Annotated in this window: 14 protein-coding genes; 4 read left to right on the forward strand and 10 right to left on the reverse strand. The window is 69.2% G+C overall.

Translation table 11 applies throughout. The annotated features are described in order from the left end of the window. Window positions 1-71: 71 nt before the first annotated feature. The 3 genes from KF833_16905 to hisD are packed head-to-tail and all read right to left on the reverse strand — an operon-like array spanning window position 72 to window position 3,283. Window positions 72-779 (reverse strand): CAAX prenyl protease-related protein, encoded by a 708-nt coding sequence (locus KF833_16905; protein ID MBX3746990.1) that lies wholly within the window; start codon window positions 777-779, stop codon window positions 72-74. Further along, window positions 776-1,945: a histidinol-phosphate transaminase gene (gene hisC, locus KF833_16910; GenBank protein ID MBX3746991.1), complete on the reverse strand. Its 1,170-nt coding sequence runs from the start codon at window positions 1,943-1,945 to the stop codon at window positions 776-778. Before hisC ends, KF833_16905 begins: the two co-directional genes overlap by 4 nt. A 39-nt stretch (window positions 1,946-1,984) precedes the next feature. Next, complete coding sequence (gene hisD, locus KF833_16915) at window positions 1,985-3,283, reverse strand: histidinol dehydrogenase (protein MBX3746992.1); 1,299 nt, start codon at window positions 3,281-3,283, stop codon at window positions 1,985-1,987. A gap of 177 nt (window positions 3,284-3,460) precedes the next feature. On the opposite strand from hisD, the gene KF833_16920 reads away from it, so the two are divergent. The 4 genes from KF833_16920 (at window position 3,461) to KF833_16935 (ending at window position 9,755) form a co-directional block, all read left to right on the forward strand. Continuing rightward, on the forward strand, window positions 3,461-4,786 hold the full coding sequence (locus tag KF833_16920; GenBank protein ID MBX3746993.1) for a selenium-binding protein: 1,326 nt from the start codon (window positions 3,461-3,463) through the stop codon (window positions 4,784-4,786). Between the two features lie 38 nt (window positions 4,787-4,824). Continuing rightward, window positions 4,825-5,559: an SCO family protein gene (locus KF833_16925; GenBank protein MBX3746994.1), complete on the forward strand. Its 735-nt coding sequence runs from the start codon at window positions 4,825-4,827 to the stop codon at window positions 5,557-5,559. 861 nt (window positions 5,560-6,420) lie between these two features. Next, a complete protein-coding gene (locus KF833_16930) occupies window positions 6,421-7,044 on the forward strand; it encodes a sigma-70 family RNA polymerase sigma factor (GenBank protein MBX3746995.1) in 624 nt (207 codons plus the stop codon). After that, window positions 7,029-9,755 carry a serine/threonine protein kinase gene (locus KF833_16935; protein MBX3746996.1) on the forward strand — a complete coding sequence of 909 codons (2,727 nt, stop codon included), beginning with the start codon at window positions 7,029-7,031 and terminating at the stop codon, window positions 9,753-9,755. The genes KF833_16930 and KF833_16935 overlap by 16 nt, the downstream gene beginning before the upstream one ends. 396 nt (window positions 9,756-10,151) lie before the next feature. On the opposite strand, the gene KF833_16940 is transcribed toward KF833_16935, so the two are convergent. The 7 genes from KF833_16940 to KF833_16970 are packed head-to-tail and all read right to left on the reverse strand — an operon-like array spanning window position 10,152 to window position 19,199. Continuing rightward, window positions 10,152-11,741, reverse strand: a complete 1,590-nt coding sequence (locus tag KF833_16940; GenBank protein ID MBX3746997.1) for a (2Fe-2S)-binding protein — start codon at window positions 11,739-11,741, stop codon at window positions 10,152-10,154. Window positions 11,742-11,755: 14 nt separating this feature from the next. Continuing rightward, window positions 11,756-14,116, reverse strand: coding sequence for an NADH-quinone oxidoreductase subunit NuoE (gene nuoE / locus KF833_16945; protein MBX3746998.1), 2,361 nt, complete (start codon window positions 14,114-14,116; stop codon window positions 11,756-11,758). Next, window positions 14,100-15,944: a PQQ-binding-like beta-propeller repeat protein gene (locus KF833_16950; GenBank protein MBX3746999.1), complete on the reverse strand. Its 1,845-nt coding sequence runs from the start codon at window positions 15,942-15,944 to the stop codon at window positions 14,100-14,102. Before KF833_16950 ends, nuoE begins: the two co-directional genes overlap by 17 nt. After that, entirely contained in the window at window positions 15,941-17,323 is a 1,383-nt protein-coding gene (locus tag KF833_16955) for a 4Fe-4S binding protein (GenBank protein ID MBX3747000.1), read from the reverse strand. The genes KF833_16950 and KF833_16955 overlap by 4 nt, the downstream gene beginning before the upstream one ends. 3 nt (window positions 17,324-17,326) lie before the next feature. Beyond that, a complete protein-coding gene (locus tag KF833_16960; protein ID MBX3747001.1) occupies window positions 17,327-17,908 on the reverse strand; it encodes a ferredoxin in 582 nt (193 codons plus the stop codon). Continuing rightward, complete coding sequence (locus tag KF833_16965; GenBank protein MBX3747002.1) at window positions 17,905-18,945, reverse strand: hypothetical protein; 1,041 nt, start codon at window positions 18,943-18,945, stop codon at window positions 17,905-17,907. The genes KF833_16960 and KF833_16965 overlap by 4 nt, the downstream gene beginning before the upstream one ends. Next, a complete protein-coding gene (locus tag KF833_16970) occupies window positions 18,942-19,199 on the reverse strand; it encodes a hypothetical protein (protein MBX3747003.1) in 258 nt (85 codons plus the stop codon). Before KF833_16970 ends, KF833_16965 begins: the two co-directional genes overlap by 4 nt. Between the last annotated feature and the right edge of the window lie 237 nt (window positions 19,200-19,436).

Here is a 19,436-nt window from a genome sequence, read left to right on the forward strand (position 1 = left end):
AAAGCCGAACAAGAGCAATTCCCCGCGGTGCGGTGCATCCCGCGCATCCCGGAGTTCAGGGAACAGCCCGCCTACCAGAACTTCCAGTCGTCCTGGAACACCACCCACAGGCCCAGCAGGAAATTGGTGATCGCATGCGCCGTCATGGCGTCCCCGATCCGGTTCTTCCGAAACACCAGCCAGTGGTAGGCCAGCCCGCACAGGATTCCCGCCAGCCACTGCTGATGCGTGAACCCGAAGATCAGGCAGGTGAGCCCCAGCGATACCCAGTGCACCCGGTTCAATGCCACCTTCTCGAACTCCGGACTGATCAGGTACCGGTACACGAACGACCGATAAAACACCTCCTCCAGCATCGGCACCACCAGCGACGATCCCGCCAGCCGGACCACCACAAAGAGCCACGCCATCGCCCCCACACCGAAATGCTCGAACGGATTCCAAACCGACGCCGGCTTCTCCGCCGGGTCGTCCCCCATTCCCAACCGGAACCACAACACGTCCTGACCCGGGTACCACGAATCGATCCCCACCCACATCACGCACACTCCCACTCCGACCACCGCCGCCTCCCAGCTCCACGCCCACTTCATCTCGGCGATGACGCCGCGCAATTCCCACAGCATCCACGCCGCCACCACCGTCTTGGCGAGGTACAGCCAGTAGCGCCCGCCCTCGCCGAACCATCCCTGCGCCGAAGTCAGCACCAGGAACACCACAAACGGCACCACCCGCGCCAGCACCGGCGATTTCCGGACATTGTCCATCAGGGAACTCATTTGCCTCCTTTGCGCTCCGTGGCCCCGTCCTCCCGACGCCGTTCCCGCAGGATGCCACGCACCGCCCGCAGAAACCGGTCCGCCTCCCCGTCCGTGCCCACCGTCACCCGCAGGTGCCGGTTCAGCCCGGTTCCCGAAAACCAGCGCACCACCATCCGCCGCTCCCGCAGCCGGTCACGCCACTGTTCCGCCGGCGGCCCCGGAGGTTCCATCCACAGGAAATTCGTCTGGCTCGGTGCCACCCGGAAGCCCAGACCCGCCAGTTCCCGCGCCAACCGCTCCCGTGTGGCCACCACCCGCTGCTGGGTCCGCCGGTAATACTCCGGGTCCTCCAGTGTCGCCTCCGCCGCCACCTGGCCCAGCCCGTTCACGTTGTAACTGTCGCGGATCTTGTGCAGCGCCCCGATCAGAACCGGGTGCCCCACGAAATACCCGACCCGCTGAAAACACAGCGAGTACGCCTTGGAGAACGTCCGCGCCACCAGGACGTGCGGGTGCTTCAAGGCCAGCCCCATGGCATGCTCGTCGGCAAAGTCCACATAGGCTTCGTCCAGCACAACCACCCCGCGCATCGCCCCGCACAACCGATCCAGCGCCCCGGTCGCATAACCGCGCCCGCTCGGCGCATTCGGCGTCGTCACCAAGGTCAGCGCCGCCCCCGCCTCGAGCCTTGCCGGGCCGCGCCCGACCGCCGGCTCGGGCAATCCGAAATCCGCCTCCAAGGGCACCTCCCGCCGCACCGCTCCATGGGCGTCCGCCAGCACCGGGTACAGCGAATAGCTGGGCGTGAAGTACTGCACCGTGGCCCGCGCGGCGGCCTTCGCACCGGTGGACGCCACCGCATCCGCGGGTTCCACGAAGCACCGCACCGCCAGCGCCAGCAGTTCGTCGCTGCCATTGCCCACGATGACGTTCTCCACCGCGCATCCGTGCCGTCGCGCCAGCTTTTCCCGCAGCCGCTCCGCCGTCGGCGACGGATACAACCGCAACCGCCAGTCGGTCGCCGCCCGGATCGCCCGCAAGACCCGCGGGGACGGCGGGTACGGGTTCTCGTTGGTGTTCAACTTCACCAGCCCGCCGGTCCTGGGCTGCTCCCCCGGCGTGTAGGCGTGCAACCGGCGCACCAGCGGACGCACCAGGCGGTTCGGATCGAGGGGGCGGGCCATGTTCAATCGGCGGGATGCGAAGACTCGGACCCATTCCCCTCAACGTCGGCTCAACCGGATCGAGGCCGACGCGCCGTGCGCATCGAGCCCTTCGATGGCGGCAAAGGTCCGCACCGCCGCCTCCGCCTTCTTCACCGACGCCTTGCCGTACTCGACCACGCTGGTCCGGTGTTGGAACTGGTCCACCGTGAGACCCGCGAACGACCGGCCCGCGCCCCCGGTGGGCAGCGTATGACTCGGTCCCGCCACGTAATCCCCCAGCACGGTCGGGGACCATGAGCCGATGAAGATCGCCCCTGCCGTCACGATGCCATCGGCCCAGCGGGCGGCGCGGCGCGCGTGAATCTCGCAATGCTCGGGCGCCAGTTGGTTCGCCACCCGCACCCCGTGGTCCATCGATTTCACGTGGATCAGCCAGCCGCCCGCCTCGAGGGCACGCACGATGTAGTCCCGTCGCGCCAGGCCCGCCAGTTGCCGGTCCACCTCCCGCCGAACCGCCGTGAGCAACCGGCTCGAGGGCGTCACCAGCCATACCCGCTCGTCCCCCGATCCATGTTCCGCCTGGGCCAGCAGATCCGCCGCCACCCACGCCGGGTTGGCCGTCTCGTCCGCCAGCACCAGCACCTCGCTCGGACCCGGCAGCAAATCCACCGCCACGCGCCCGAATAGGAGCCGCTTCGCCGCCACCACGTACGCATTGCCGGGCCCGAACACCTTGTCCACCGCCCGGATCGTCCCGGTTCCCACCGCCATCGCCGCGATGGCCTGCGCCCCGCCCACCTTGTAGATCTCCGTCGCCCCCGCCGTCGCCGCCGCGAACAGCAGTGCCGGATTCACCGTGCCGTCCCGCCCGGGCGGCGTGCAGACCACGATCTCAGGACACCCCGCCACACGCGCCAGGGTCACCGTCATCAGCGCCGTGGACACCAGCGGCGCCGTCCCCCCGGGGATGTACAACCCCACCCGCCGGAACGGGTCGAACTTCTCCCCCACCTTCGCCCCGTGCCGGTTCACCCCGGTCCAGCGGCGCCGCAGGGAACGACGGGCGAATGCCGCGATGTTGCGCTCCGCCTCCTTCACCGCCGCCCGCAATTCCGCGCTCACCCGCACCGAGGCCCCCAGCCGCTCGGCCACGCTCACCGCAAAACGGTCCGGCTCCAACCGCACCCCGTCGAACCGCTCGGTCAGCTCCGTCAACGCCTCGTCCCCCCGGCCCATCACCGCCTCGATCGTCTCCCGGGCCCGCAGTTCCACCATCGGATCGAACAGACTCGAACTCGCCGCCGCCCCCGCCAGGCGCGCCTCGAAATCGTCGTCCGTGTGCCGCAGCAATCGCATGAGGCCGCGACGCTAGTGAGATTGCCCGCCCAAGTCAAAACGACCTCCCGCCATGACCTGAGTTTCCATGGCACGATTCGTCCGCGCCTTGCGCACTTCCCCAACGGAACGCCGTTCCCTGCCCCCCCATGAACGGGGCAGGACGGCCCAAACCCATCCACTAACCCTCATTCGATCATGCAATCCATCCTCAATGACCCCCATCCCCACCGCATCCCGTCCCTTCCGGCCCTCGTCGCCGGTCTCGGCCTGCTCGCCTTCCCGGCCCGCGCCGACGAAACCTGCATGTCCCCCTACATGCCCCGCATCACCGGCCAGGAGGAGTTCGTCTATGTCTGGACCCTCGGCGATGAATCCATCGGCGACGGCTCCGACAAGCTGGTCACCGTCGGGGTCAAACCCGGACGCACCTACGGTCAGGTCCTCCACTCCGTCTCCGTCGGCTCCCGCAACGAGGCGCACCACGGCGGCTTCACCGACGATCGCCGCCAGCTCTGGCTCGCCGGCCTCGAAACCAGCCGCATCTTCATCTTCGATGTCCATACCGACCCGGCCCGGCCCAGCCTGATCCGCATCATCGATGACTTCGCCGAGAAGACCGGCGGTGCCGTCGGACCCCACGGCGCCTACGCCCTCCCGGGACGCGTCCTGATCCCCTGCCTGTCCAACACCTCCGACCTCGGCGGCCGCACCGCCCTCGTCGAGTACAGCAACGAGGGCAACTTCATCGCCACCCACTGGATGCCCACCCAGTCGGACCCCCGCGGCGCCGCGATCGAGTCGGTGGCCGACGGCTACGGCTACGACGCCCGGGTCCTGCCCCGGAAGAACGTCATGCTCAGCTCGTCCTTCACCGGCTGGTCCAACTACACCATGGACTTCGCCCAGATGGTCCAGGACCCCGAGGCCATGAAGCGCTTCGGTCAAACCATGGTCCTCTGGGATTTCCACGCCCGCCAGCCGCGCAAGGTCTTCCATGTCCCGGGCGCCCCCCTCGAGATCCGCTGGGCCTGGGGTCCCACCCACAACTACGCCTTCACCGCCTCCGCCCTCACCTCGAAGCTCTGGCTCGTGTACGAGGATGCCGACACCCGCGAATGGCAGGCCAGGGAGGTTGCCGACATCGGCGATCCGTCCCAGCTCCCGCTCCCCGTGGACATCAGCCTCAGCTCGGACGATTCCACCCTCTTCGTAAGCTGCTTCGGCGACGGCAAGGTCCGTGTCTTCGATGTCTCCAACCCCCACCGGCCCCGCCAGACCTACGAGGAATCCATCGGGCGCCAGGTCAACATGGTGTCGCAGAGCTGGGACGGCCGGCGCCTCTACTTCACCAGCTCGCTCCTCGCCCGCTGGGACAAGAAGGGCGAAGACAACGAACAGTACTTCAAGGCCTACCGCTGGAACGGACGCCGCCTCCGCCACCAGTTCACCCTCGACTTCGCCAAACTCGAACTCGGACGGCCCCACCACATGCTCTTCGGCTCGACCCAGCTCTTCAAGTAACCGCCCCCACCAACCCCAATCCCGAAACCCATCCTCGCATGCCCCACGTCCATCCTCCGCACCCGGCCGGGCTCCATGTCCGAACCCGCCTCCTCGCCGCCCGGATCGCCCTCGCCCTGTTGGCCCTGCCGCCGGCTCTCCCCGCCGACGACGGCCTCGCCGCCCTGGAAGGATTCTCCTACCAGCCGCCGCAGCCCGGCACCTACACCCTGCCCGTCATCAAACCCGCCGCCGACGGCCAGGTCATCGACCACACCGGCCAGACCCGCTCCCTGCACGACCTGACCCGCGGCGCGGTCACGGTGATGAGCTTCATCTACACCCGCTGCGCCTCGCCCCGGGCCTGTCCCTTCGCCACCGGGGTGCTCAACCAGATCCATGAGGTGGCCGGCGCCCGGCCCGAGTTCGCCGGGCGCCTGCGCCTCATCAGCATGAGCTTCGACCCGGAGAACGACACCGCCCGCCGCATGTCGGACTACTCCCGCTGGGCCCGCGAACGCAGCGTCCCCGTGGACTGGCACTTCCTCACCACCCGCTCCGCCACGGAACTCAACCCGATCCTCGACGCCTACGGTCAGGCGGTGAACCGGCGTTCCAATCCCCGCGATCCGCAGGGGCCCCTCCACCACACCCTCCGCGTCTTCCTCATCGACGCCGAAGGCCGCATCCGGAACATCTACAGCTCCGACACCCTCGACCCCAGGCTGGTGCTGACCGACATCCGTACCCTCCTCATCGAGTCCGGCACCGCAGCCTCCCCCACGGCCGGTTGACCCCGCCCCGCCCATGCCTCCACGAGGTGTCGGCTGGGGAGACAGCGATTCGGAGGGACTGCACCCTTCGGAGGGACTGCACCCTTCGGAGGGACGAGCTCCGCGAGTCCTCAATCCAATGCTCCACTCCCCTGCGGCCTCGTGGAACTCGGCCCTCCGATTTCATCCCCTCGCTTCAATTCGGAGGGACGAGCTCCGCGAGTCCTCAATCCAATGCTCCCCTCCCCTGCCGGCCTCGTGGAACTCGGCCCTCCGATTTCGCCACCCTGCTTCACCCTTCGGATGGACGAGCTCCGCGAGTCCGCAATCCATTGCACCATTCCGTTTTCCCATCCCCGGGGACTCGTACTCAGCCCGAAGGGCGGTACTCGTACTCGTCATCGTCCTCGACTCGCAGGCACACCGTTTCAGCGTCGCCTCATGGCTGGCCCGATGGGTGCGATCGGGTTCGGACCTTTCATTCCGCATGCGAACTGGGCGGGGCGATTAAGATTAAGATTAAGATTAAGATTAAGATTAAGATTAAGATTAAGATTAGGATTACGAGTACGGGTACGTGTACGAGGTCTGCTGCAAAACGCTGAGATGCACTGGCAGCAGGGCGGACACGCGGGGGGGGCAGAGGCTGGGTCGAACTCTGTTCGGTATGCACGCTTCAGCGTTGTCGAGGGCGGAGATGGAAGGCTCACGCTGAAGCCTGGACACCCAACGGACCCTCCGATCCCACCCCTCCGCTTCACCCTTCGGAGGGACGAGCTCTGCGAGTCCGCAATCCATTGCTCCCCTCCCCTGGCGGCCTCGTGGATCCCGCACCCCATCCGCCGCCTTGAACCCGCCCCGACCCCGATGGCATCCATAGACATGGCATCTTCCGATCCGCACCCGGCCCCGGATCCGCTGGGTGTCCCCGGCGAGGTCACCCGCCTGATGACCGCGATCGAATCCGGGGATCCGTCGGCGTCGGAACAGCTCCTGCCCCTCGTCTATCGCGAACTCCGCGGCCTCGCCGCCGCCCGGCTCGCCCGCGAGCAACCCGGCCAGACCCTTCAGGCCACCGCCCTCGTCCACGAAGCCTGGCTCCGCCTCGTCGGCGGCGAACCCCGCCACTGGAACAGCCGCGGCCACTTCTTCGGCGCCGCCGCCGAGGCCATGCGCCGCCTCCTCATCGAGAACGCCCGCCGCAAACGCAGCCTCAAACGCGGCGGCGACCTCGAACGCGTCAACTGGTCCCAGGTCCGGCTTGCCGTCGAAACCGACGACGACCGCCTCATCGCCCTCCACGAAGCCCTGGAACGACTCGAAGCCGACGACCCCCAGGCCGCCCAACTGGTCAAGCTCCGCTTCTTCGCCGGCCTCACCGGTCCCCAGACCGCCCAGGCCCTCGGCCTCGCCGAACGCACCGCCGCCCGCCTCTGGGCCTATGCCCGCGCCTGGCTCCTCCGCGAACTCCAGGCTGACGCCCCCACCCAGTGGCCCCGCGACTGACCCGCCGTCGCTTCCCCCCCAACCCGCCGATGCCCGCCCCCGAACGCGACCTCTTCCTCCAGGCCCTCGAACTCGGGACGCCCGCCGACCGCCTGGCCTTCCTCGACCGCGCCTGCCGCGATCAACCCGCCCTCCGCGAACGCGTCGAGGGACTCCTCCACTGCCATCTCCAGGCCGGCGACTTCCTCGATGGCGCCTCCTCCGAGGCCCCGCCACCGCCCGATCCCCTCTCCGAGGGACCCGGCACCGTCATCGGCCGCTACAAGCTCCTCGAAAAAATCGGCGAAGGCGGCTTCGGCGTCGTGTACATGGCCGAACAGCGCGAGCCCGTGAAACGCCGCGTCGCCCTCAAGATCATCAAGCTCGGCATGGACACCCGCCAGGTGGTGGGCCGCTTCGAGGCCGAACGTCAGGCCCTCGCCCTCATGGACCATCCGAATATCGCGCGGGTCCTCGACGGCGGCGCCACCGCCACCGGCCGCCCCTACTTCGTCATGGAACTCGTCCGCGGCGTCCCCATCACCCAGTTCTGCGACGAACAACGCCTCGACCCCGCCGACCGCCTCGAACTCTTCATCGAGGTCTGCGCCGCCCTCCAGCACGCCCACCAGAAGGGCATCATCCATCGCGACATCAAACCCTCCAACGTCCTCGTCACCCTCCACGACGACCGCCCCGTCCCCAAGGTCATCGACTTCGGCATCGCCAAGGCCATGCAGGGCGAACTCACCGACAAGACGGTCTTCACCCGCTTCCACGAGTTCCTCGGCACCCCGGCCTACATGAGCCCCGAGCAAACCCAGCTCAGCGGCCTCGATGTCGATACCCGCACCGACATCTACGCCCTCGGCGTCCTGCTCTACGAACTGCTCACCGGCCGCACGCCCTTCGATGCCCGCGAACTCCTCACCGCCAGCCTCGAGGAAATCCGCCGCCGCATCCGGGACGAGGAACCCGCCCGCCCTTCCACCCGTCTCCGCGCCCTGCCCCCGCCCGACGCCGACACCGTCGCCCGCAATCGCCGTTCCTATCCCGCCCGCCTCGCCCTTTCCCTCCGCGGCGACCTCGACTGGATCGTTCTCAAGTGCCTCGAGAAGGATCGCGCCCGCCGCTACGACTCCACAGGCGCCCTCGTCCTCGATCTTCGCCGCCATCTCCGCGACGAACCCGTGACCGCCGTCAAGCCGAGCTTCTCCTACCGCGCCTCCAAACTCCTCCGCCGCCATCGCACCGCCTTCGCCGTGGCCGCCGGGTTCCTCCTCCTCCTCGTCGCAGCCACCGTCGTCAGCAGCGCCTTCGCCCTCCGCGCCTTCCGCGCCGAACGCGCCACCCGGCAGGAGGCCGCCGTCAAGGACGCCGTCCACCGCTTCCTCAACGACGACCTCTTCAACCACGGCGACATCGTCCCCGGCTCCGACCGTCAGGTGACCCTCCGCACCCTCCTCGATCGCGCCAGCGACCAGCTCAACCCCCGTCTCGGCGATCAACCCGCCATCGAGGCCGCCATCCGCTCCACCCTCGGACGCACCTACTACAATCTCGGCGAATACGCCGCCGCCGAGGCCCAGTGGCGCGCCGCCCTCGAACTCCACCTCCAGCTCGCCGGAGAACGCGACCGCCGCACCCTCCTCGCCCGGAGTGACCTCTCCCGGGCCCTCATCTCCCTCGACCGGCGCACAGAGGCCCTCGAAGCCGCCCAGCAGGTCCTCGCCCTCGCCCGCTCCCAGTTCCGCCCCCGCGACCCGCTCCTCGTGAAGTTCCTCAGCCGTCTCGCCTCCGCCTGCTACCGGATCGGTGACGCCGACGGCGCCCGCGCCGCCGCCGCCGAAGCGATCGCCCTCGCCGAGGCCTCACCCGGAGTCGAGGTCGCCGACGTCGCCAACGCCCTCGACATCCTCGGCCGCATGATCGGTCGCACCGGCGACCTCGAAGGCGGCGAACGTTACGTCCGCCAGGCCCTCGAACGCGTCCGCACCGCCCTCGGCGATTCCCATCCCCTCACCATCCGCTACTCCAACCGCCTCGGCGCCTACCTCTACAACGTCGGCATCAAGACCGGGGAGGCCGAATCCCTCTACCGCACCTCCCTGACCCGGCAGCAACAGGCGTTCGGCGACGCCCACCCCATCACCCACGTCGTCCGTGCCAACCTCGCCCTTCTCTACGCCTACCGGGAACCTCACCGCCCCCATCTCGCCCTCGACCAGTGGCTCGCCATCCTCGCCCATCACCCTCCCGACCAGCCTGACACCAATCTCCTCGCCCGGATCCGCACCGTCCTCGACCGGCTGCCTCCCGACACCCTCGCCCCGCCTCCCGGCTGGCACTCCCAACCCTGGCGCCTCCAAACCTACCCGCCACCCCCCGGCTGGTCCCATCGCGACTTCGATGACCGCTACTGGTCCCCCCATCCCCCAACCGGCCGGTCCGAAGTCTGGATGCGACAGACCCTCACCCTGGATGAACCCCCGGGCACCACCCCCTTCCTCGTCCTCCGCAGCCCCGGCACCTTCGACATCTTCCTCAATGGCATCCCCGTCGTCGCCGGCGCCGTGGTCCCCGAATCCGCCTTCCGCCTCATCCCCTTCCCCGACACCGCCCGCGCCACCCTCCGTCCCGGACGCAACCTCCTCGCCCTCCACGTCCGCGATCGATCCCTCGACGGCCCCGTCCACCTCGACATCCTCCACACCCCGGGATCGGATCTCTGACCTCGTCTTCCCTCGATTCGCGAACTGCATCCATAATCGCTTCGTCCGTCAGCGCTGCGTCCTCCAGTTCGGACAGATCGTGAACAACTCGCGTCGGCGAGAACGGAACCATGATCGCGACCGGCCGACCGTGATCGGTCAAAATGACATGCTCGCCCCGCTCGATCACGGCTCTCGCCAGTCTGCGGGTGGATCGATGCAACTCGGTCAAGGTCGCTTCCATCCGGAGAAAGTATGAATTATGCAAATTCCAACAAGCCGCGATTCGGTGCCGCCAGGCGTCGCGGTGCATCCCGGTATTGTGGGTGAGGAGACAGCGCCTCGGAGGGACGAGCTCCGCGAGTCCTCCTTCCATTGCACCCTTCGATGACAGCCCGCCGCGCGTCTCCCGAAAGCTCATGAATCCGCCCCCGCCCCGTCCTCCACCCGGATGGCCCCGGTGGGGCAGGCCTCGGCGCATTCCACGGCCGCCTTCTGCAAGCCCCGGTCGAATCCCTCACCCATGGGCGCGGCGACGCGCACTTCGAAGCCCCGCCCGACGAAGGTCAGGCCCAGCGGTTCCGCCGCCCGTTCCGCCAGCACCACGCAGATGCCGCACAGGATGCACTTGCCGGGTTCGAACAGCACCCGGGCCGGGTGACGCTGCTGCTCGAACGCCCGCCTCTGCCTGGGGAACCGACCGAATTCCGCGCCGTACAGCGCCGAGTACCGTTGCAGCCGGCAGTTCCCCGCGGCCCGGCAGTCGCAATGAAGGCAGCGCGCCGATTCGCGACGCGCCTCGTCCGCGCCATAGACCGCGCTGGCGTCCACCGGAATCCGCTTCTCGGCGCTGGCTCCTTCCAGGAACAACTGCAACTCCGCCGCCTCCAGCCTGCCCATCACGCTGCTGAATACCCGCCCCCCGCCGGCAGACGCCCGACCCGCCAGGGCCGCGTCGATGGCGTCCGCCGCCCGGCGCCCTTCGGCCATCGCCCGCACCACCTGCGGAATCCCCTTCACCGCGCTCCCCGCCGCAAACACACCCGGCACGCACGTCCGGTATCCTTCGCCTTCCAACAGCCGGATCCCCCCCGCCCCGCACCCCACCCCCCAGCCTTCCGCCGCCTCCCGGGTCGGCGTGCCCACGGTCAGGAGCACCGCGTCATGATCCGACTTCAAATCGCTCAGGGTCGCCTCCCGCCCCAGTTCCCAGCCGGTCCGGAACCGCACCCCCAACCGTTCCAAATCCGCCACGTCCCGGCGCAACACCGCTTCGGGCAACTTTCCCCGCTCGACGGCCTCCCATAACGTCCCGCCCACCCGGCTGCCACGGTCGAACACCTCGCAGGCATGGCCCGCCCGGACCAGGCGCCAGGCAGCCGCCAATCCCGCCGGCCCCGCCCCCACCACCGCCACCCGCCGCCCGCTCGCCGGACGGCAGACCGGCAGCGCGTCCGCCCCCGGATCCCGTGGCGCCTCGGCCACAAACCGCTCCACATCGCGAATGGCCGCCGCCCCGTCGCACGACGACCGACGGCACCCGTTCTCGCAGGGATGATGACACAACCGTCCCAGCACCCCCGGCAGCGGCAGGGTCTCACGCACCGTGGCCAGGGCCCGCGGCAGGGCGTCATCCCGCACCTCGCGAAGCATCCGCGGTATGTCGAGGCCGAGCGGGCAGATCCGGCTGCACGGCGAAAGGCAGTCCCCGACGTGATCGCTCAACAGCAGTTCCAGGGCGGACCGCCGGAGTTCCCGGACCTCGGCGGTCTCGCTCTGCACCCGCAGACCCTCGGTTGCCCGCGTGGCGCAGGAAGGGACGATCCGCGAGCCCGACTCGCCCACCACCTTCACCACGCAGGCGAGGCAGGTGGTCAGCGGGCCGCACCGTTCGAGATGGCACAGCGTCGGGATGTCCACCCCCGCCCGCCGCGCCCCGTCGAGCACGGTCTGGCCCTCCTCAACCTCCACCTCGCGGTCGTCGATGCTGAATCGGATCGTCGCCATGGGTCGTTCCTGTCTCAGGTGACTTCCACCGCATCGTACGGGCAGACGCGGCGGCAGGTGTCGCACCGGGTGCAGTCCTCCTGCCGGATGGTGTGCGTTGCGTAGGGCGTGACGGGAATGGCGTTCACCGGGCACTGCTGCGCGCACAGCGTGCAGCCGGTGCATCGGTCGGTGATCCGGTACCGGATCAGTGCATGGCATTTCCCCGCCGGACATCGCCCGTCCAGGTGCGCCTCGTATTCCGACCGGAAATGGCGCAGCGTGGTGATCACCGGGTTCGGCGCGGTCTTCCCCAGCCCGCACAAACTCCCCTGCCCCACGGACCGCGCCAGCCGTTCCAGTTCATCGAGATGCTCGCGCCGCCCCTTACCCGCGCAGATCGCCTCGAGGATGTCCAGCATCCGCCGCGTCCCCACCCGGCAGAAGGTGCATTTCCCGCACGACTGATCCTGGGTGAACCGCAGGAAGTACCGGGCGATATCGACCATGCAGTCGGTGTCATCCAGCACCACCAGCCCCCCGGATCCCATGATCGCCCCGGCCTGCCGCAGCGATTCGTAATCGACCCGCGTGTCCGCCAGTTCCGCCGGCACGCACCCGCCCGAGGGACCCCCGATCTGCACCGCCTTGAACCGCCGCCCCGGTGTCACCCCGCCCCCGATCTCATCCACAATCTCCCGCAACGTCGTCCCCATCGGCACCTCGATCAGACCCCCGCGCCGCACCTTACCCGCCAGCGCAAACACCTTGGTCCCCTTGCTCGCCTCCGTGCCCAACGCCGCAAACGCCTCCCAGCCCCGCCGCAAAATCCATGGCACGCAGGCCAGTGTCTCCACGTTGTTGATCAGCGTCGGCCTGCCCCACAAACCCGACTCCACCGGGAAGGGCGGACGCAACCGCGGCATCCCCCGACGCCCCTCGAGTGACGCAATCAGCGCCGTCTCCTCCCCGCACACGAATGCCCCCGCCCCTTCCGCAATCCGCACCCGGAACGGATACGGGGTTCCCATCAGCCGATCCCCCAGCCAGCCCCGCCGTTCCATCGCTTCAATGGCCTCCCCCACCCGGCGCACCGCCAGCGGATACTCGCGCCGGATGTAGAAAATCCCCTCGTGCGCCCCCGTCGCATACCCGGCAATCGCCAGCCCCTCCAGGATCCGGTACGGAAACGATTCCAGCAGCATCCGGTCCATGAACGCTCCCGGATCCCCCTCGTCCCCGTTGCAAACGACGTACTTCGTCTCCCCGGCCTGACGTCGCATCGCCGCCCATTTCGGCCCCGTCGGGTAGCCCGCCCCGCCCCGCCCCCGCAGCCCGCTCCGCACGATCCGGTCGATCGCCTGCTCGGGATCGCGCTCGATCAGACACCGCCGCAGCGCCTCGAAGCCCTCGTTCCCGAGATACTCGTCGAGATCCAGCGGGTCCAGCTTCCCGAAGTGCTCGGTGGCCACATGCACCTGGCGCCCCAGAAACGCCCGCGTCCCCCCGTCGTCCGGCGGCAGGGCGCACCGATGGGCCGGGTCGTCGTCCTCCTCGAGAAACACCCGGTCCACCACCCGCGCCGCGCCCCTCGCCAGCCGCCGCCACAGGCTCGGCGGACGAAAGTGTTCGAGCACCATCTGGCGCGCCTCGTTGGGCTTCAGGCCGGCATAGAACCGCGACGGTTGCCCCGGGCGCATCACCTCGACCAGCGGCGTCCGGTGGCACATGCCCACACATCCCACCCGCTTCAGTCGCACCCGGGCCCCCACCAGGCGCGCCGCCCGGTCCAGCTCCACGAACAGCCGGTCGCTCCCCTTGGCCTGGCAGCACGAACCCAGTCCGACCCGGATCTCCGGCAGTTCCAACCCGTCCCCCGCCCCACGATGAACCCCGCCCGCCTCGTGGGTCTCATGCCCGGCAACCCCCATCTCCAGGAACTCCTCGATCACCGCCGGCACCCGCTCGGTATCCACCATCCCGCTGGTCAGCGCGTCGAGCCGGATCACCGGCGCCAGCGTGCAGCAGCCCAGACACGCCACCGGTTCCAACGTGAACTTCCCCTCGGGATCGGTATCCGATCCCGCCGGAATCCGCAGGTGCCGCCGCAACGCGTCCTCAACCCGGTCCGCACCGGTCACATGGCACGCGGTCCCATGACACACATGGATGATGTGCTTGCCGACCGGTTGATGCCGGAACTGGTCGTAGAAGGTGGCGATGCCCCAGATCTGCGACGGGGTGATCGCACTGATCTCGCACACCCGCCGCAAGGCCTCCTCCGGCAGATACCGGTACTCCTCCTGCACCGCCTGCAGGATGGGAATGACCGCCTCCCGCCCTCGCCCCAACCGGGCCACGGTGGCCTCGACGAAATGTTCAACGTCCGTTCGCATGCGTCCCCTCCACGCTCTCTGCCGGTCCTTCGATGCAGGCCAGGGTCCGATGGGTCCGCACATACAGCCGCCCCCCCGCCAACGCCGGTGTCGCGCTTACTTCCTCCCCCGCCTCAAACGTGGCGAGTTCCTGGAAGACCGCCGCCGCCTGAATGACAATCCCCTTCCCCGAATGCGCGAGCAGCAGGATGCGATCCCCCATCCGCACCGGGGAGGCCTGGAATTCCATTCGGTACGCATGCTCCCACAACACCTTCCCGGTCGCCGCCTCCCGGCACATCACCAGCCCGTGCGAATCCACCGAGAACAACCAGTCCCCCGCCGCCAGCGGCGTCGGCACATCCGGCACATCCCGCTCCTCCCGCCACACAACGTGGCTCTCCGTCACGTCGCCGCTCCCGTCCGCCCGCACCGCCGCCATCATCCGTTCCGGCGACACCACCACAATGCGGTCCCCGGAGAGGACCGGAGACGGCGCCAGTTCATTGCCAAGCAACCGCGCCCGCCACCACTCCTGGCCGCTCGAGGGCGCATAGGCGATCACCCAGGGATCCCCGGCCAGCACCAGTTGTTCCCGCCCGCCCACCTCCACCACCACCGGGGTGGTCCAGCCCGACGCCACCGGACGCCCGGCGACCCACCGCTCCTCCCCCGTCCGCGTGTCGAGCGCCAGCAGCCGCGACAACCCGTCCGCCGCCCGCCCCTGATCCGCCTGCACAAACAGCAGGTCGCGCCACACCACCAGCGACGCCGCATGCCCATAGGCGTTCTCCTCGAGATCCAGTCGTCGGAACCACACCAGATTCCCGTCGCGATCCAGCGCCCCCAGCTCGCCCGTCGCGAAAATCGCATAGACCCGCATCCCGTCCGTCGCCGCCGTGCTCGCCGCCGCCCCGCTCATGTCCGGGGGTTCGATCGATTCCGCAGGCCGGTCCCGGGGTGTCACCGGCCGTTGCCAGAGAAGTTCCCCGGTGTCGGCATGGTACGCGAAAACCAGCCGCTGACGCCGGTTGCCCCCGGTCAGATACACCCGGTCGCCCCACACCACCGGCGAGTTGAAACCGGCCAGCGGAACCGGGGCCTTCCAGCGCACCCCCTCGCTGCCCGCCAGATCCCAGCGCAACGGCACCCGCTCGCCCGAACCCGTCAACGCCCCGCCCGGCCCCAGAAATCGTGGCCAGTTCCCATCCTCGCTTCCCACCGCCAATCCCTCCGCCTCGCCCGAATCCGGAACGCCCGGTGAGACCGCTCCTCCAGCCAGCTCCACACCCTGCCCCTCCAGAGTCACCCGGGCCGTTTCCTCCGCCACCCCGGAATGCCACCATCCCGCCATCGCCAGAATCGATGCCACCCCGGCGCCCGCCCAGAGAACGGCCCGCTCCGACCCTCGCCGTTCCCGTTCCCGTTCGGACCCCGGCGTCACCAGGCGCAACGGCATGGCCCGGGCGCTCCGTTTCCAACCCAGCCGCGCCGCCAGCACCCAGATCACCCCGCCCGCCAGCAACAAACCCGTCCCCATCCGGTTCCGTTCGATGCGCCGGAAGTACGCGGCCCGGCGCTGCGCATCCAGCTCCCGGATCCGCTCCTTCAACGCCTCGTTCCTGGGCTCCTCCTCGAGCCGGATCAGGGCGGCGGCGAGTTCCCCGGAACTCCACGGTTCCTCCCGTGGCTGTACCCATTGCCCAAGAAACATCGCCGCCGCGATAGTCAGCACAAAACCTCCCGCCACCCACGCGATCCGCCCCCAGACGTCTCCAGATCCGGAAACGTCGCGGCTCTCCCCGGAAACCGCCTCGATCGGCTCGCGCAGCGGGGTCCCGGTCTTCATGGCGTTCCTCCGCATCCGCACCCGCCCGCTTTCGACCCCGGCACCACCGATCCCGGCAACACCCGCGGCGTCATCGCCACCGACACCGGTTCCGGAGCCAGTCCCAGCCGGATCCGCTCCTGCGGACAGCTCTCGAAACAGCGGGCGCATGCCACACACGCCGCCCGGTCCGGCTCGAATTCGGTGCGCCGCCGCACCATCCCCAGGCTGATCAGCCGCCATCCCACCACCAGCCCGCTCCACACCCCGAACCCGATCCCCGCCGTCCGGAAACGCTCCCGGGTTTGCGCCGCCTGCAAGTTGAGTTCGTCCGCCTCACGGTCCGCCCGCTCCAGCGCCAGCCGATCCGAATGCCGCCAGCCGTCCGTCGTCCCGCCGCCCAGCACCTCCGCCCGCAGGGCCATCAGGCGAACGGTCGGATCCAACCGGGATGCCGCCCCGCCCGCCCATCCGCCCAGCAGCGCCCCCGCCGCCATCAACAGGGGCAGTCCAACCAGCCACCCCACCACCCGCCGCCGCGCCTGCCCCAGCACCGCCGGCCGCGCCGGGACCGGATCGGCCTCGCGAATCGCATCGTACGGACACGCCTCCGGACACAGCCGGCAGGACGTGCAGACATCGGGCGTCACCCGGACCCGCCACTTGGACAGCGCCGACACCACACGCAGCAGCGCTCCGTACGGACACAGAAATCGGCAGTACGGGCGCCCCACAAACATCCCCACCGCCAGCAGGACGCCCCCCGTCACCACCATTCCCATCCCCCCGCTGGTCCGGAAGATCGGGATGAACGGGTCCAGCCGGCAGATCACAAACGCCGCCCCCGTCGCTGCAAAGGCCACCCCCGCCCCCAGGAAGAGATACGGAACGAGGCCCAGCCCGCTCTCGAGCCAGCGTGGCACCCGAACGGGCCGGACCAGCACCAGATCCTGCAGGGCCCCGTGCGGACACACCGCCGCGCAAAACGTCCGCCCGAAAAACAGGGCGAACACCAGCGGCGCCGCAAAAAACATCCCCACCGTGACCGGCAAGGCGTACCCGTGTCCCCCGAGGGCCAGCGCCACATTCTGCACCGACCCGATCGCACACACGCATCCCTCGCGGAAAAATCCGAAGTACAACACCGAGAACACCGACACCCACACCACCCCGCGTCGCGACCGCCCCCGATGCACCAGCCAGGTGGCCCATCCCAGCGCGCCCAGCAGCACCGCCACATCCACCCAGGCCCACGCCGCCGCCCGCGCCGACGGATACTCGGTCTCCGGCATCACGTGCCCGCTCTCGAAATCCGGCGGCGGAAACCGCAGTTCCCCCGCGCCGCATTCCAACGCCGCCCATCCCCCCAGCAGCACCGCCATGAGCAGGATCGCGCGCATGGCTCAGCCGGTGAATCGATGGTGCGGCGCACTGGCCGGCGCCCGGTAAAACGCATCGCCCGGACACACCCGCGCGATGGCGCACTCATTGCAGTTCACGCACCGGTCGTGCCGCACCTGGAGATGGAAGGAACCGTTTCCAAACAACCGGCATCCCTCCACGCACTTGGCGCACCCGATGCACAGGGGCTCGTCGATGGTGTACTCGAAGTAGGGATCCTCGATGAACCGCCGCACGATCGCCCCGGTCGGGCAAAGCTGGTTCTCCGCCCCGGTGTTCAGGGAGTTGGGCTGCGGCTCGAAATAGCCCGTGCACAGGTCGCAGTACCCGCAGATCGGGAACCAGTTCACACACTTCACCGCCGAGGGCTCCAGCACGCAGTCCGTCGCACACCGGCTGCAGCACACGCACTTCCGCGGATCAATCTGCCAGACGGTCTCCTCCTTCGCGCTGCCATGACTGAGATATCCCGCCACCCCCGCCGCCCCGGTCAACCCCGCCACCCGCACCCCGGTGCGCAAAACCTCCCGCCGCGTGGGCGTCCATCCACCCCCGGGACCCGCCGGCAAAGTGGCCCCATTCATGCCGCCTCCCCTGCCGCCGCCCGGCGTTGAAAGATCTGAAGGGTCCCCCCCACCCGGTCCAGCACCGCCACCCGCCCCTGACCGTCCACCGCCACATCCACCCCGTCGTCCCCGTCGCTCCGCATTCCCACCCCCAGGCCGTCCCCCTCGCCCCCCGCAAACGTATCCGGCCCCGCCACCACCGACTCCAGGTCCCCCTCCGGTCCGTACACCTTCACCCGCGCCAATCCCTTCTCCCCCGTGACACACCGGCCGCCCGGCAGTCGCGCCAAAGCCACCGGATTGCAGCAACCGCAGAACGACGCCAGGGCCACCCCCGGCCGTCCCCACGCCCGCTCCAACCCGCCGTCCCGCCGGTACACCTCCACCCGGTGCCGACCCGGATTGTTCACCCACACCCCGCCCTCGTCGCCGGCCTCGACCACCAGACACGGACTCGGCACCACCAGTCCGGGGATCCCCGCCTCCGGCTTTCGCTCCCCCACGCGCAACGTCACCCGCCCGTCCCGGTCGCACCGGTACACCACCCGGTTCCCTGCGTCCGCCACCCAGACATCCTGTTCGGTCACCGCCAAACCCGTAAGAAACGGCTTCCCGGCCACCGGCGCCCAACGCGCCACCCGCAGCCCACGGTCGCTCCAGACTTCAACCCGGTCCCGCAACCCCACCCAGCGCGTTCCGTCCGCTTCCACCCGCACACACCGCACCAACTCCTCCATCGCCAGACGTTCCAACCGCCGGCCCTCCACCGAATACACGTCCACCGATCGCCCCGTCGCCACGTGAAACCGCCCATCCGGTCCCCAGGCAAACCGCCGCGCCGGCCCCTGCTCCAGCCGGAACCCCGACACCCGCTCGTAATGAATCCACGCCGGATCCACCCGGCGCCAACGGTCCACATCATACCGCAGCGGATCCGAACCCGTCCGCGCCCCGGCCTGCGCCGCCGTCGCCCGGCTCGCCGCACCCACCACCGCCGCCCCCTTCCACCCGCGCCCAAGAAAGTCCCGTCGCGATTCGCCTCGCCGCCGTTTCATGGGGTTCCTCCTTCCCTTCCGTCTCCACGCCAGTGCCGGGCCTCCGGCAGCTCGCAGCCCGCCGAAACCGGGCAGAAGCCACACACCGCCCGTCGCTCACACGCGCCCGCCCCGGTGCCCCGCCAGGCCATCATGGTAACCCCCAGCAGCGCCACCCCCGCCACCGGTCGCGCCACCCGGAACAAAAAGCCCCGCCGATCTTCCGGCGGACTCCCCGCCGCACCCTCCCCAACCTCGGCCTTCGCCGCCGACATGGGCTCTCGTGGAAAAGGATCGTTCATCGTCGGGTACAGTTCGTCTGTTCGCTCGACCGGGCTCGCTCCCGGCCACGGATCATACCCCGTCACCCTTCCGGCCCCCCGACCCCATCGCTTCCCGTTTCTAGCCCAAGCCTGCCCGTTTCTTGCTGCAAACCGCCAACGCTGCCTCCTCCCCCACCATTCCAGGATGCACCGCCCCCGCTCATGGTTCCGCCTTCAGGCCTCAGGTTT

The organism is Verrucomicrobiia bacterium, assembly GCA_019634625.1.
Classification (GTDB): Bacteria; Verrucomicrobiota; Verrucomicrobiia; order Limisphaerales; family CAIMTB01; genus CAIMTB01.

Excerpts from the sequence above, each read along its gene's own strand:
- KF833_16905 (MBX3746990.1), bottom strand. The coding sequence starts at position 779 with ATGAGTTCCCTGATGGACAATGTCCGGAAATCGCCGGTGCTGGCGCGG.
- hisC (MBX3746991.1), bottom strand. The coding sequence starts at position 1,945 with ATGGCCCGCCCCCTCGATCCGAACCGCCTGGTGCGTCCGCTGGTGCGC.
- hisD (MBX3746992.1), bottom strand. The coding sequence starts at position 3,283 with ATGCGATTGCTGCGGCACACGGACGACGATTTCGAGGCGCGCCTGGCG.
- KF833_16920 (MBX3746993.1), top strand. The coding sequence starts at position 3,461 with ATGCAATCCATCCTCAATGACCCCCATCCCCACCGCATCCCGTCCCTT.
- KF833_16925 (MBX3746994.1), top strand. The coding sequence starts at position 4,825 with ATGCCCCACGTCCATCCTCCGCACCCGGCCGGGCTCCATGTCCGAACC.
- KF833_16930 (MBX3746995.1), top strand. The coding sequence starts at position 6,421 with ATGGCATCTTCCGATCCGCACCCGGCCCCGGATCCGCTGGGTGTCCCC.
- KF833_16940 (MBX3746997.1), bottom strand. The coding sequence starts at position 11,741 with ATGGCGACGATCCGATTCAGCATCGACGACCGCGAGGTGGAGGTTGAG.
- nuoE (MBX3746998.1), bottom strand. The coding sequence starts at position 14,116 with ATGCGAACGGACGTTGAACATTTCGTCGAGGCCACCGTGGCCCGGTTG.
- KF833_16950 (MBX3746999.1), bottom strand. The coding sequence starts at position 15,944 with ATGAAGACCGGGACCCCGCTGCGCGAGCCGATCGAGGCGGTTTCCGGG.
- KF833_16955 (MBX3747000.1), bottom strand. The coding sequence starts at position 17,323 with ATGCGCGCGATCCTGCTCATGGCGGTGCTGCTGGGGGGATGGGCGGCG.
- KF833_16960 (MBX3747001.1), bottom strand. The coding sequence starts at position 17,908 with ATGAATGGGGCCACTTTGCCGGCGGGTCCCGGGGGTGGATGGACGCCC.
- KF833_16965 (MBX3747002.1), bottom strand. The coding sequence starts at position 18,945 with ATGAAACGGCGGCGAGGCGAATCGCGACGGGACTTTCTTGGGCGCGGG.
- KF833_16970 (MBX3747003.1), bottom strand. The coding sequence starts at position 19,199 with ATGTCGGCGGCGAAGGCCGAGGTTGGGGAGGGTGCGGCGGGGAGTCCG.